11 protein-coding genes and 1 pseudogene are annotated in these 13,215 nt (G+C 70.8%); 10 read left to right on the forward strand and 2 right to left on the reverse strand.

Annotated elements, in window-relative coordinates; translation table 11 throughout:
• The first annotated feature begins 162 nt into the window (after window positions 1-162).
• The 6 genes from OG507_RS31245 to mnhG are packed head-to-tail and all read left to right on the forward strand — an operon-like array spanning window position 163 to window position 6,631.
• The gene (locus OG507_RS31245) at window positions 163-3,078 is read left to right on the forward strand and encodes a Na+/H+ antiporter subunit A (RefSeq protein ID WP_327370454.1); all 2,916 of its coding nucleotides are present in this window, start codon (window positions 163-165) and stop codon (window positions 3,076-3,078) included.
• Entirely contained in the window at window positions 3,075-3,677 is a 603-nt protein-coding gene (locus OG507_RS31250; RefSeq protein ID WP_327370455.1) for a Na(+)/H(+) antiporter subunit C, read from the forward strand. Before OG507_RS31245 ends, OG507_RS31250 begins: the two co-directional genes overlap by 4 nt.
• The gene (locus OG507_RS31255) at window positions 3,674-5,329 is read left to right on the forward strand and encodes a Na+/H+ antiporter subunit D (protein ID WP_327370456.1); all 1,656 of its coding nucleotides are present in this window, start codon (window positions 3,674-3,676) and stop codon (window positions 5,327-5,329) included. The genes OG507_RS31250 and OG507_RS31255 overlap by 4 nt, the downstream gene beginning before the upstream one ends.
• Window positions 5,326-5,949: a Na+/H+ antiporter subunit E gene (locus OG507_RS31260; protein WP_327370457.1), complete on the forward strand. Its 624-nt coding sequence runs from the start codon at window positions 5,326-5,328 to the stop codon at window positions 5,947-5,949. The genes OG507_RS31255 and OG507_RS31260 overlap by 4 nt, the downstream gene beginning before the upstream one ends.
• Complete coding sequence (locus OG507_RS31265) at window positions 5,946-6,281, forward strand: monovalent cation/H+ antiporter complex subunit F (protein ID WP_327370458.1); 336 nt, start codon at window positions 5,946-5,948, stop codon at window positions 6,279-6,281. Before OG507_RS31260 ends, OG507_RS31265 begins: the two co-directional genes overlap by 4 nt.
• Window positions 6,278-6,631 carry a monovalent cation/H(+) antiporter subunit G gene (mnhG, locus tag OG507_RS31270; RefSeq protein ID WP_327370459.1) on the forward strand — a complete coding sequence of 118 codons (354 nt, stop codon included), beginning with the start codon at window positions 6,278-6,280 and terminating at the stop codon, window positions 6,629-6,631. The genes OG507_RS31265 and mnhG overlap by 4 nt, the downstream gene beginning before the upstream one ends.
• Before the next feature lie 22 nt (window positions 6,632-6,653).
• On the opposite strand, the gene OG507_RS31275 is transcribed toward mnhG, so the two are convergent.
• Window positions 6,654-7,472 carry a helix-turn-helix domain-containing protein gene (locus OG507_RS31275; RefSeq protein ID WP_327370460.1) on the reverse strand — a complete coding sequence of 273 codons (819 nt, stop codon included), beginning with the start codon at window positions 7,470-7,472 and terminating at the stop codon, window positions 6,654-6,656.
• Window positions 7,473-7,571: 99 nt separating this feature from the next.
• Here OG507_RS31275 and OG507_RS31280 point away from each other — a divergent pair, with 99 nt between their 5' ends.
• From OG507_RS31280 to OG507_RS31290, 4 genes and pseudogenes are all read left to right on the forward strand, one after another.
• A complete protein-coding gene (locus tag OG507_RS31280; protein ID WP_327370461.1) occupies window positions 7,572-8,384 on the forward strand; it encodes a hypothetical protein in 813 nt (270 codons plus the stop codon).
• Window positions 8,385-8,839: 455 nt separating this feature from the next.
• Window positions 8,840-9,133, forward strand: a pseudogene (locus tag OG507_RS40535) (AfsR/SARP family transcriptional regulator); the annotation flags it as partial.
• Between the two features lie 12 nt (window positions 9,134-9,145).
• Entirely contained in the window at window positions 9,146-11,830 is a 2,685-nt protein-coding gene (locus OG507_RS31285; protein ID WP_327370462.1) for a BTAD domain-containing putative transcriptional regulator, read from the forward strand.
• 54 nt (window positions 11,831-11,884) lie between these two features.
• Window positions 11,885-12,916 (forward strand): alpha/beta hydrolase, encoded by a 1,032-nt coding sequence (locus OG507_RS31290; RefSeq protein WP_327370463.1) that lies wholly within the window; start codon window positions 11,885-11,887, stop codon window positions 12,914-12,916.
• Window positions 12,917-12,977: 61 nt separating this feature from the next.
• Here OG507_RS31290 and OG507_RS31295 read toward each other — a convergent pair whose 3' ends face one another.
• Complete coding sequence (locus tag OG507_RS31295) at window positions 12,978-13,175, reverse strand: hypothetical protein (RefSeq protein ID WP_327370464.1); 198 nt, start codon at window positions 13,173-13,175, stop codon at window positions 12,978-12,980.
• Window positions 13,176-13,215 lie beyond the last annotated feature (40 nt).

Below are 13,215 nucleotides of genomic sequence, written 5' to 3' on the forward strand. Positions count from 1 at the left end.
CGGCGAGCACGGGTGAACCCACCGCGCCGGGCCGGGCGCGGCGCGCCCCACGAGTGAAGCGCGATCGGGGATATATCTGTATTTAGTGCCCTTTGCCCGCGATGCATCGCTCACCCCCCGGACGTCCGACCGGGGCGGGCGCGGGACGCCGCCCGGAGCCGCATGACCGCGCTCATCGTCTGCCACTTCGTTCTGGCCGCCTGCGCGCGCCCGCTGGTACAAGCGCTCGGCAGGCGCGCCTTCGTCGTGCTCGCGCTGCCACCGGCCGCCGCTACCGTGTGGGCGGCCACGCAGTGGAACACCACCGCGTCCGGCGGCTCGGTCACCTGGTCGTGGCAGTGGATGCCCGCCTACGACGTCACCGTCGATCTGCGGCTCGACGCGCTCGCCGAATTGATGGTGCTGCTCGCGGCCGGAATCGGCACGCTCGTCCTGCTCTACTGCGCCTCGTACTTCAGCGACGAGACCCCGCAACTCGCCGGATTCGCCGGGAACCTCCTCGCGTTCGCGGGTGCCATGCTCGCCCTGGTCCTCGCCGACGACCTGATCTCCCTCTATGTCTTCTGGGAACTGACCACGGTCTTCTCCTACCTGCTCATCGGGTACGACAGCGAGCAGAAGCACAGCCGCCGCTGCGCGCTCCAGGCGCTCACCGTGACCACGCTCGGCGGTCTCGCGATGTTCGTCGGCTTCCTGATGATCGGTCGGTCGGCGGGCACGTACCGGATCTCCGCCATCCTCGCCGACCCGCCCCGGCCGGGCCTCGCCGTCTCGGTCGCGGTGGTGCTGATCCTGTGCGGGGCCCTGTCGAAGTCGGCGGTCTGGCCGTTCAGCCTCTGGCTGCCGAACGCCATGGCAGCGCCCACCCCCGTCAGCGCCTATCTGCACGCCGCCGCGATGGTGAAGGCCGGTGTCTACCTCGTCGCCCGGCTCGCCCCCGGCTTCGCCGACGTGCCGGTCTGGCGGCCCGTCGTGATCGTCCTCGGCGCCGCGACCATGCTGCTCGGCGGCTGGCGGGCGCTGCGTCTGAACGACCTCAAACTCGTCCTCGCCTACGGCACCGTCGGCCAGCTCGGCTTCCTCACCCTGCTCGCCGGGGTCGGCAACCGGGACGCGGCACTGGCCGCCGCCGCCATGATCCTGGGCCACGCCCTGTTCAAGGCCCCGCTGTTCCTCGTCACCGGCATCGTCGACCATGCCGCCGGCACGCGTGACCTGCGCAAACTCTCCGGTGTCGGCCGGGCGCTGCCGCACGTCTGCACGGTCGCGGTGGTGGCCGCCGCGTCCATGGCAGCCCTGCCCCCGCTGCTCGGCTTCGCGGCGAAGGAGGCCGCGTTCGAGGCACTGCTGCACGGAGACACCGCCGACCGGTGGGCGCTGGGCATCACGGTCGCGGGCTCCGCGCTGACCGTCACGTACACCGTGCGGTTCGTCTGGGGCGCCTTCGCCCGTAAACCCGGGATCGAGGACACCCCCGTACACCGGGTCGGCCCGGCGTTCCTCGCGCCGCCCGCCCTGCTCGCGCTCTGCGGTCTCGTGCTGGGGCCGGGCGTCGGATGGACGGACCGGCTGCTCAGCGCGTACGCGGACACGTTCCCCCCGTCCGCGCATCCGTACCATCTCGCGCTCTGGCACGGATTCGGGACCGCCCTGCTGCTCTCGGCCATCGCCACGGCGGCCGGTGTGGTGCTCTTCATGGGCCGCACCACCGTGACCCGGCTCTCCCGGCGGATCGCCTGGCCGACCGCCGACAGCGTCTTCGGCCACCTGCTGCTCGGCCTGGAACGGCTCTCCCTCCAGCTCACCGGCTTCGTCCAGCGCGGCTCGCTCTCCGTCTACCTCGCCACCACCCTGCTCGTGATGCTGGCCGGCCAGCTCACCGTCCTCGGCGTCGACCGGCCCTGGCGCGGGGCCGCCGCCCCGAGGATCTGGGACGTTCCGCTGCAGGGCGCCATCGCCGTGCTGACCTGCGCGGCCGCGCTCCTCTGTCTCACCGTCAGCCGCCGGATGAAGGCCGTGGTCCTGGCCGGGCTGACCGGATACGGCACGGCACTGCTCTTCGTCGTCCAGGGCGGCCCGGACCTGGCGCTCACCCAGTTCTGCGTCGAGACCGTGTCGATGATCGTCTTCGTGCTGGTGCTGCGGCGGATGCCGGTCCACTTCCAGGAGACGGTCAGCAGTTGGCGACGTGCCATGCGCATTCCGGTGGCGCTGGCCGCGGCGGCGACGCTCGGCGTGGTGGTGTGGGTCGCGGCGGCCGCCCGTACGGCGGACCCGGCGGGCGCGGCCATGGTGGAGGAGACCGCCCACCACGGACTCAAGGACGTCGTGGCCACCATCCTGGTCGACCTGCGCGCCTGGGACACCATGGGGGAGTCCGCCGTGCTCGCGGCCGCGGCGATCGGTGTGACGAGCCTGATCTATCTGCACCGCCGCACCGAGGGACCGTCGCTGCGGGAGGAGGTGCAGGGACGTACCGCCTGGTCGCTGACGGCCCGCGGGATGACGGGACTTCCGCACGGCGACGAGGGCGCGCCGGAGCGCGGCTGGCTCGCGGCGGGTTCGACGCTGGCGCCCGAGCACCGCTCGATCGTCTTCGAGGTCGTGGCCCGGCTGCTGTTCCACCCGATCCTGGTGCTCTCGGTGTATCTGCTGTTCTGCGCCGAGAACATGCCGGGCGGCGGCTTCGTCGCCGGGCTCGTCGCCGGACTCGCCCTGATCACCCGCTACCTGGCGGGCGGCCGCTTCGAACTCGCCGAGGCCGCGCCGCTGCAGCCCGGACTCTTCACCGGCCTCGGCCTGTTCATCTCCACCGGCGTCGCCCTGCTCGGCCTGGCCGACGGAACGGTCCTGCACGCCTGGACCCACCACGGCCGGCTGCCCGTGATCGGCGACTACCACCTGGGCACGCCGGTCCTCTTCGACTTCGGGGTCTATCTGCTGGTCCTGGGAGTGGTGCTGGACATCGTGCGCGCACTCGGCGCCAAGATCGACCGGCAGATCGAGCGGGCGGCGGTCGAGATGGCCGCCGCCGCGCGCGCCGGCACGCCACCCGGGGCGGGAGGCACCCCAGGATGACGGTGAGCGTCTCGCTCCTGGCCACCGCCGTGGTGCTGTGTGCGGTCGGCGGCATCCTCATGCTCACCCGGCCCCTCACCCGCATCCTGCTCGGCGCGGTGATCGCGGGCAACGGCATCAATCTGCTCGTCCTCGCCGCGAGCGGATCGGCGGGCCGCGAACCCCTCCTGTACGGCGTCCCGCTGGGGCAGGTGACCGACCCCCTGCCGCAGGCCATCGCGCTCACCGCGATCGTCATCACCCTCGCCACCACGGCCTTCCTCCTCGCCATGGCCTACCGCAGCCACCAGCTGAACGGCACCGACGAGGTCCACGACGACCTGGAGGACCGGCGCATCGCGCTCCGCTCGGAGGTGCGGGGTGAGCGCGACGAACTGCGCGAACGCTACCGGGCCGCCCCGGACGTCACCGACGAGGAACGCGCCCGGTACCGCGAGGAGCGCCGCCGCCTGCGGGCCAGGTTGCGCGCCGACCGCGCCCTGCAGGCCCGCGGCCGGTACGCCACCGGGGACCTCTGGCACGACGTGCTGGGCGCGGACCCCGAGGACTACGTACGACAGCAGGCCCACCCCGACACCGGCCCAGGAGCCACCGGATGAACGCACTCGTCCCCCTGCCGGTGCTGCTGCCGCTCTGCGCCACCGGCCTGAGCCTCGCCTTCGGCACCCGCCTCAAACAGGTCCAGCGCCTCGTCAGCGTCGCCGTGCTCACCGCCGTGCTCGGACTCTCCGTCACCCTGATGATCGTCGCCGACATCCGCGGCCCGCTCTCCGTCCACCTCGGCGACTTCGCACCACCGCTCGGCATCACCCTGGTCGCCGACCGGCTGTCCGGGCTGATGCTGACCGTCTCCTCCGCCATCACGCTCTGCGTGCTGGTCTACTCCCTCGGCCAGGGCATGGCCGACCGGGACGAGGAGACACCCGTGGCGGTCTTCCACCCCGCGTATCTGATCCTGGTCGCCGGGGTCTCCTGCACCTTCCTCGCCGGTGACCTCGTCAACCTCTACGTCGGCTTCGAGATCATGCTGGTCGCCAGCTTCGTCCTGCTCACCCTCGGCGGCACCGGACCCCGCGTCCGCGCCGGCTCCACCTACGTGATCATCTCGCTGTTCTCCTCGATGCTGTTCCTCACCGCCATCGCCATGACGTACGCGGCGACCGGCACCGCCAACTTCGCCCAGCTGGCCGGCCGGCTCGCCGAACTCCCACTCGGGGTACAGACCCTGATCCAGGCGATGCTGCTCACCGTCTTCGCCATCAAGGCCGCCGTCTTCCCGCTCGCCGCCTGGCTCCCCGACTCCTACCCGACCGCGCCCGCCCCCGTCACCGCGGTCTTCGCCGGTCTGCTCACCAAGGTCGGTGTCTACTGCATGCTGCGTACGGAGACCCTGCTCTTCCCCGGCAACCGGCTCGGCGACCTGCTGATGGCCGCCGCACTCGCCTCGATGGCCGTCGGCATCCTCGGAGCCGTCGCCCAGACCGACCTGAAACGGCTGCTCTCCTTCACCCTCATCAGCCACATCGGCTACATGGTCTTCGGAATCGGCCTCGCCACCCGGGACGCCTACGGCGGCGCGATCGTCTACGTCGCCCACCACATCACCGTCCAGACAACGCTGTTCCTGGTGGCGGGGCTGATCGAACGCCGGGGCGGCACCACCGAACTCACCCGGATCGGCGGACTGGCCAAGGCCGCCCCGCTGCTCGCCGCCCTCTTCTTCGTACCCGCCATGAACCTGGCCGGTATCCCGCCGCTGTCCGGATTCATCGGCAAGCTCGGGCTGATGAGGGCCGGTGTCGCCGACGGCAGCGTCTGGGCGTGGATCCTCGTCATCGGTTCCGCCGTGACGAGCCTCCTCACGCTGTACGTGATGGCCAAGGTCTGGAACCTGGCGTTCTGGCGGGCCGCGCCCCCGGGGCAGGCCGCGTACGGCACCGTCCTGGAGTCCGACTCCGACGAGGACGACAGCGACGCCGACGAGGGCCCCGACCACATCCGCGGCAGCGGCGACGAGCCGGTCCGCCCCCGCCATCAGCCCGCCGGGCTCGCGGTCGCCGCCACCCTGCACGGACGCGCCGTCACCACCACCACGAAACTGCCGCGGCCGATGACCGCGGCCACCGCGGCGGCCGTCGCCCTCGGACTCGCCTTCACCGTGTTCGCCGGGCCGCTGACCTCCTACACCGACCGCGCGGCCGCCGAACTCCTCGCCCGCGCCCCCTACGTCGAGGCGGTGCTCGGCCGGTGAAACGCCTGATCAAGCTGTCCTTCCGGAACAAGGACCTGCCGCCCTTCAGCTGTGAACTCGGCGGGCGGGGGCGGGTGCTCGACCTCCCGCTGATCGCCTGGCTCACCCTGATCTGGGTGCTGCTCTGGTCCAGCCTGCACTGGGCCAACGTACTGATCGGCGCGGTCGTGGCGGTCGCCGTCTGTCTGGCCTTCCCGCTGCCCCGGGTCGACCTCGGGCTCCGACTGCACCCCTGGGGCATCCTGATGCTCGCCGGCTATCTGCTGTACGACATGTACACCTCGGGCGTACGGGTCACCCGGCAGATCTTCGTCGACCATCCGCACCGGGCGGCCGTCATCGCCGTACCGCTGCGCTGTCGCTCCGACCTGATGCTCGCGGCCACCGCCGTCGCCGTGTCGAACGTGCCCGGCGGATCGGTCGTCGAGGTACGCCGCGCCACGGCCACCGTCTTCCTGCACGTCCTGGACGCGGACAGACCCGCCGCACTCGACGCGGCGCGGCAGTCCGTCTGGCGGATGGAGAAGCTGACCGTACGGGCCTTCGGCACCCCCGACGAGATCGCCCGCGTCGCCGAATCACCGCCGACGGCCGGGCACGGCAGGGGGGAAGGCCCATGAGCGCGCCGGAGACCGTCGACCGGGTGCTGCTCACCGCGGCCGTCGTCGTGATCATCATCGCCGGAGCGGGGTTGCTCAGCCGGATCTGGCGCGGCCCCTCCATGCTGGACCGGGCCATCTCGCTGGATGTGTGCGCCGCCCTCATCATCGCGGGCCTCGGCGCCAAATCCGCCTTCGCGCGCGATCCGTTCTACTTCCCGATCATGCTGGTGCTGGCCTTCCTCGGGTTCACGGGCTCGGTGGGCATCGCCCGCTTCATCGCCGTACGCGACCGGCCCTCGGGCCGTCCGGGCGCCGAAGGCACCACGAGGACCGATGAGGAAACCCCATGAGTGCCTGGTTCCAGATCCTCGACACGGCCGGTGCGGTTCTGGTCTTCGTCGGAGCGGCCGTCTGTCTGCTCGGCGTGATCGGGATGCTGCGGCTGCCGGACGTGCTGTCCCGCAGCCACGCCGCCACCAAACCGCAGACCCTCGGCATGCTCCTGGTCCTCGCCGGGGTGGCGCTGCGGCTGCGCAGCGGCATGGACCTCGCCACGCTCGCGCTGATCGGCTTCTTCCAGCTGATGACCGGTCCGGTCGCCGCCCACCTGGTGGCGCGGTCGGCCTACCGGACCGGCCAGACCGGCCACAGCGAGCTGCTCTTCGACGAGCTGGACGAGCAGCTGAGCGAGGAGGGCTGACCCCCTTCCGCACCCCGGCCGCTCAGCCCGCCGGGGTGCGCGCGGCCCGGCGCGTGTACTGCTCGGGGGAGGTGCCCACGGTGGCGGTGAAGTCGCGGACGAGGTGGGACTGGTCGCTGTAGCCGAGTTCGGCGGCCAGCTCCGCCCAGTCGACGGATGCCCGGCGCATGGCCAGCTCGGCAGCCTCGTGGATCCGGCACCGGTTGATGACCCATTTCGGACTGAGACCCACATGGTCGGCGAACAGCCGTTGCAGCTTGCGCGTGCTCATCCCCAGCCGCTCGGCCAGGGCGTCGACCCTGGTGAGGGACCTGTCGGCGACGACGAGGGCGACGACGGCGTTCAACGGCCCGGTCGCGGGCAGCGGTTGTACGTCCCGGGCACGCAGAAGGGCCTCGACAGCGGCGGCCGACCCGTTCACGTCGTCGGCCCCGGCCAGCTCACGGGCCACGTCACCGGCCGCGGCACCGAACACGGCCGACGCCGCGAACCGCTGCCCGGCGACGGCCGAGACCCGGCTCCGCAGAAAGGGCCGGAATCCGGCGGGCCGGAACTTGACGCCGAACACCTGGCCACGGCGCTCCAGCCGCCGCACGAATTCATGCGGCGAGATCGCCTCGATGGTGGCGGCTCCGTCCTCGAACACCAGATGTACGGCGGCGTGCGGGATCACACGCTGCTCGAAGGACTCCCCGTCCGGCATGTCCCAGCGCACCACCCAGTAGCGGTCCACCGCCCAGGCCAGATCGGGTGAGGGCAGGTGCCGGGTCAGCTCGAAGTGCTCGAATCCGGCGCGCGGGTCGATGATGCCGCGGGTGTCCTGATCGCTCGGCCGGGTCACGGAGCCATGCTAACGAGGCCTCGGTCCGGCAGGCACCACACCGCCGCCCCGGCCGGTTTCTCCCACGCGCGGGAGGCACGCGCGACTAGCCTCCGAGGCATGCTGCGTATCGCCGACACCCGCACCGGTCATCCCGTGGACATCCCCGCCGCACCGCGCCGCCTGCTGCGCAGCTGCGTCCATCTGCCGCCCGTCTGCGCCGGGATCGGCCCGGCGCACCTGCGTGTGATGCTCATCGGCGACGTACTGGCACGGACCGCGGAGCTGAACGGCCTGCAGGTCGTCACGGTTCTCACCACCACTCCGGAACTGACGGACGATCAGAGCCGGGCGCTCGACCGCGTCATGGCGGTGCTCGGCATCCATCCTCCCGCCGTCGTCGTCGGCCACCGTCCCGACGCGGCGCTCGGCGGCCCCGCCGACGTACACGTGATCGCCCAGGGCGCGGCCACGGACGATGCCGACGGGGTCCGGATCGATGTGGGGTCGGCCGAAACGGCGCCGCTGGACGAGCGCATCCCCGACCTCTCCCCGGAACTCCCGGACGCGGGCGTACCGGAGGCCGCTGATCCGCTGGCCGTGCGCCTGCTGCTGCTCGGCCACCCCTATGCCGCGCCGGTCACGGTCACCGGTGGGGCGCTGGCCGATGCCCGGCGGACACTGCGGCAGTGGCGCAGGCAGGTGGCCGACTGGGCGCAGGAGCCGTCCAGGCCGATCCCCGCCGATCTGCTGCGGCAGTCCCGCGCGGCGCTCGTCGACGATCTCGGCGTCGACGCCGTCCTGGAGCTGCTGGCCGAGGTGGCGCAACGGCCCGACGTGCCGGCCGGTGCCAAGTTCGAGACGTTCGCCCATCTCGACCGTGTCCTCGGCCTGGACCTCGCCCGCGACGTCGGTCACCAGAGCCGTGCGTGACGGCCCGCGGCCCCGCCGGGAGAGGCCCGGAGCCCGGAGAATCCCGCCCGTCCGGATCCCGAAACCGTGCTGGATGGAGGGGGATCGGTGGACTTGTGCGGCCGCCGTGGGGCCCTGCTGCGAGGGTGGTAAGTCATTGATACGGAGGTTACCCAGGCGTATGATCGTTAGGTGTACTTGTCGCATCGGGGAAAGAATTCGCAAACCCGACGTGGACGCGGCGGAATATCTGGGGCTCCGTCATATCCCGGTTTCGCCGCCCTTCACGACAGTTCAGCGCCGAGGTGGAGGGGCGGGTCGAGTCCGACTCGTGTGAGTGGCTCTGACCTGTCTTCCAAGCCGTCGGTTTTCCGATCACCAATCCTGTGAGCCGCTGAATCAGGCATGGTGAGTGACGGATCTGCAGCAGACAAATGAAAAAAATGGGGGTCGCTTTGCCTAGTGATCGTGGATCTATGGTGGGAGCGGAATCGGAGGAAGGGGATCTAGCGGCTGACTACTACCAAGTGCTCGGGCCCGTGGAATTCTTTCGCGGGGAGAACGCTGCCGCTCTGGGTGGGATCAGACAACGTCGCGTCTTAGCCGCACTGCTCATGGAGGCCAACCATGTCGTTCCCACCTCGCGCCTGATCGAGGCGACTTGGGAGGAATCTCCGCCAACGGCTCACAGTCAGATTCAGATCAGCGTATCCCGGTTGCGCAAAGCGCTCAGCGACGGGCGCAGTCAACGAGTGATCTTCACCGAGCCCTCAGGGTACACGTTGAAGATCGCCCCCGGCCAGCTGGACAGCAAGGTCTTCCACGAGCATGTGACGATGGCTCAAACCCTTGCTGCCAGGCGGTCGTTGGACCGGGCCGTGGTGAGGCTGCGCGAGGGTCTGGCCATGTGGCGCGGGCCGGCGCTCGCCGGACTGCAGGGCAGTCCGGTGCTCGACGGCTGGGCCGGCTCGCTGCAGGAAGCCCGGCTCGCCGCCCATGAGTTCTGTCTGCGGCTCGAACTCCAGCGGGGACGTCACGTCGAGATCATCAGCGAGCTGATGGAGGCGACCGAGGCCAATCCGCTGCGGGAAGGCCTCCAGGGGCTGCTGATGCAGGCTCTCTACCGCTCCCAGCGTCAGGCCGAGGCCCTGGCCGTCTACCGGCAGACCAGGGAGCGGCTGATCGAGGAACTCGGTGTCGAACCCGGCAGCCAGCTGCGGAGGCTGGAGTACGAGATCCTGTCCGGCAACACCCAGTACTGGGAGCCGGTGGTCACCGAGCCGGTCGTGCGGGAGCTGCGCCCGGAGGTCCCCGTCACGGTGACATCCAGCCAACTTCCCGAACGCATAACGGACTTCGTGGGAAGAGCGAGACTGCTCGAACAGATCAGACGTCAACTGCACTCCGGCGAGCCCACGGCGGACGACGACGTACCGGTGGTGGTGCTCCACGGGCAGGGCGGGTCGGGCAAGAGCACGCTCGCCATCCACGCCGCTCATCATCTGAGCCAGGACTTCCCCGACGGCCGGCTCTACGCGGACATGCAGGGAATGTCGCTCCAACCGCTGACGCCGCGCCGGATCCTGTGGCGTTTTCTACGCGAGTTGCGTGTCGACGCGGCCGACATCCCGGATGCTCTGGAGGACCGCGTCGAGCTCTTCCGGAGCCTGGTGGCACAGCGGCGGATGCTCATCGTCGTCGACGACGTGCCGTCCGAGGTGAACCCGCTGGAACTGCTGCCGGTCAAGGGGAAGTGCGCGATTCTCCTCACCTGGCGGCCGCGCCGGGTCAAGGCCTCCCAGGTGACACTTCTGGAGGTCAGCAAATTCGACGGCGAGGAGGCGGTCGAGCTGCTGGGCCGGATCGTCGGTCAGTCACGGGTCGTCGCCGAATGGCAGGCGGCCCATCTGATCGCCCAGCTCTGCGACCGGCTGCCGCTGGCACTGAGGATCGTGGGCTCCCGGCTGGCGACCCGCTCCGAATGGAAGCTTGAGGAGATGGTGCGGCGTCTGGGCAACGAGCCGCGCCGGCTCGGCGAGCTGGTCCACGGCGGACTCGCGGTCCGCACCACCCTGGCCATGGCCTACCACAGCCTCTCCCCGGAGGCACGGCGCCTGGTCCGGCGACTGGGCGCCATCGAGATCCCCACCTTCGCCGGGTGGGTGGCCCGGGTACTGCTCGGCCGCGGCGCGGTCGAGTGGGGCGTGGCACTGCACGAGCTGATGGACGCCCATCTCATCGAGGTGGTCTCCGGGACCGACCAGGACACCTTCCGCTACCGCATCCATGATCTGGTGCGGGTCTTCGCCCGTGAGCGCGCCCAGGCCGAGGAGCCGGAGCAGGAGATCTCCAGGGCCAGACACGAACTCATGGAGGTGTACCTCGGGCTGGCGGTGCGGGCGCACCGGGCGGAGTACGGCGGCGACTACACCCTGCTGCACGGATCGGCCGCGCTGCGCCGCGAACCGCCCCTGATCCCACCGCTGCTGTCCAGCAACCCCCTGCGGTGGATGGACAGCGAGCGGGCCAACCTGATCTGGGCCACCCGCGAGGCAGCACTCGCCGGAGCCGACGAGATCAGCTGGGACCTCGCGGTCACGGCGGTCACGCTGTTCGAGAGCCACGGCTACTACGACGAGTGGCTCATCACCCATACGGAGGCCCTGGAGGCCGTACGCAGGGCGGGCAACCGCCGCGGGGAGGTCGTGCTCCTGTCCTCGCTCGGGGCACTGAACATCTTCAAGCAGAACCTCGCGGAGGCGGGATGCCTGCTGCGGGAGGCGCTGACGGGCTTCGAGGACATGGGAGAGCACCACGGGAGAGTTCTCGTGCTGCGCAATCTGGCCTACCTGCAACGCGTACAGGGCAAGCGGGCGGAGGCACTGACCACCTATCACGAGGCGCTGACCGGGTGCCGGGAGGTCGGCGACCGGGCCGCCGAGGCACATGTGCTGATCAACATCGCGCAGCTCGGGCTGGCCGACGGCCGCCCGCTGGAGGCGGGCACGCTCCTGGACAGCGCGCTGGCGATCTGCGCCGAGATAGGGGCACAGCGGGTCGCCTCACAGGCGCTGCTCCGCCGGGGCATGGCCTTTCTGGAGCTGGACAGGTTCGACGACGCCGAACGGATGCTGGATCGCGCCCTGGAGATCGTGCGGCTGCGCGGAGACCTGGAGGGCGAGGCACATGTGGTCTGCGGACTGGGCATGACACGGCTGAGGCAGGACCGTCTGGAGGAGGCGTCCGCGCTGCTGCACACCGGAATGACGCTGGCCCAGTCCGCGGGCAGCCAGGCGCTGCGGGGGCGGGCACTGGTGGCTCTGGGCGATCTGCACCGGGCGCGCGGCGAGGACTCCCTGGCCGCACTGTCCTTCGAGGAGGCCCGCGCGCTCTTCCTGCAGATCGGCCTCGAAGAGGAACTGGAAGCTCTTTCCGTGGGCAGGGGGAAGATGCTCCGTGGCTGCTGAGAAGAGTGCGCACCGAACCGCCGCCCCATCCGGACTCCCGGGCTGGAGGTCCATGTGACAGCGCCGCCGTCCGCCCTTGCCGGGCGGATCCAGGTGGACCGCCTGGACAGCGTGCTGCTCCGCGGGAACCCGCTGGGTGATCCGAGTGAGCGCGAGCTCTGGATCTACCTGCCGCCCGGCTACGACCAGGACCCCCACCGCCGCTATCCGGTGGTCCACGTCCTGAGCGGCTTCGCGGGCACCGTGCCCATGTGGGGGAACACGGTGCCCTTCGGCCGGACCTTCCCCGAGCAGGTGGACGGGGTGATGGCCGGGGCGCCGGAGACCGCGTGCATCGTGGTGTTCGTCGACGGCTGGAACCGCTACGGCGGCTCCCAGTACGTCGACTCGACGGCCTCGGGCCCGTACCACTCGTATCTTTGCGAAGAGGTGGTCGCCCACGTCGACCGTACCTACCGCACCCTGGCGGCCAGGGATCACCGGGCGATCATGGGCAAGTCCTCCGGAGGATTCGGAGCGCTGGTCGCGGTCATGCTGCGCCCCGACCTCTTCGGGGCCGCGGCCTCGCACGCCGGAGACGCGCTCTATGAGCATGTGTATCTCCCGGAGTTCCGCAACGCCCTGCGGGCCCTTCGCCGGTACGGCGGGAGCACGGAGGCCTGGACCGAAGGCTTCACCACACGTCCGGGTTCCGAGCCGGAGGATCTGTCGGTGCTCGTGCTGCTGGCCATGGCCGCCGCCTTCTCGCCCGACGCCGACGGCAGGCCGACGCTGCCGTTCGATCCGGCGACGGGAATGCTGCGCCCCGATGTCTGGCAGCGGTGGCTGGACTGGGACCCGGTGCGGATGGCCGCACGTCACGCGGATGTCTGGCCGCGGCTGAGGGGGCTGTGGATCGACGCCGGGACCAGGGACGAGTACTACCTCGACCTCGGTGCCGCGGCGCTGCGCCACAGTGTGCTGAAGGCCGGGCTGCCGCCGGAGGCGATGAGGTTCGACCTGGTGGAAGGCGCCGATCACGACACGATCCGGGGCCGGATGGTCCGGTCCCTGGCCTGGCTCGCCGGGCGGATCGCGGAGCGCTGACCCGGGTCGCCGACGGCGTGTGCCGAGCCCGGAAGGGGGTGGGCTCGGCACACGGGCTTTTCTACCAGTGGGTCTCGCCGGGGTCGGTGACCGGCGGCGCGTCCTGGGTTTCGGACACGGGCGGCTCGGTGAGCGTGGCGGCCACCGGGTGCGCGGCAGAGGGGTGAGCGACCGCCCCGGTGACGAGGGCCAGCGCGGCCGCGGCCGGGACGGCCAGCGCGGCGAAGGTGCGGAGTACGGCAGGACGGGTGTGCTTCACGTCGGGTCTCCAGATTCGATGAGTGTGTACGGTTCCTCGG

It is taken from the genome of Streptomyces sp. NBC_01217 (assembly GCF_035994185.1).
In the GTDB taxonomy this organism is placed as follows: Bacteria; Actinomycetota; Actinomycetes; order Streptomycetales; family Streptomycetaceae; genus Streptomyces.

Coding starts and splice junctions, on each gene's coding strand:
- OG507_RS31245 (WP_327370454.1), top strand. CDS start 163: ATGACCGCGCTCATCGTCTGCCACTTCGTTCTGGCCGCCTGCGCGCGC.
- OG507_RS31250 (WP_327370455.1), top strand. CDS start 3,075: ATGACGGTGAGCGTCTCGCTCCTGGCCACCGCCGTGGTGCTGTGTGCG.
- OG507_RS31255 (WP_327370456.1), top strand. CDS start 3,674: ATGAACGCACTCGTCCCCCTGCCGGTGCTGCTGCCGCTCTGCGCCACC.
- OG507_RS31265 (WP_327370458.1), top strand. CDS start 5,946: ATGAGCGCGCCGGAGACCGTCGACCGGGTGCTGCTCACCGCGGCCGTC.
- mnhG (WP_327370459.1), top strand. CDS start 6,278: ATGAGTGCCTGGTTCCAGATCCTCGACACGGCCGGTGCGGTTCTGGTC.
- OG507_RS31280 (WP_327370461.1), top strand. CDS start 7,572: ATGCTGCGTATCGCCGACACCCGCACCGGTCATCCCGTGGACATCCCC.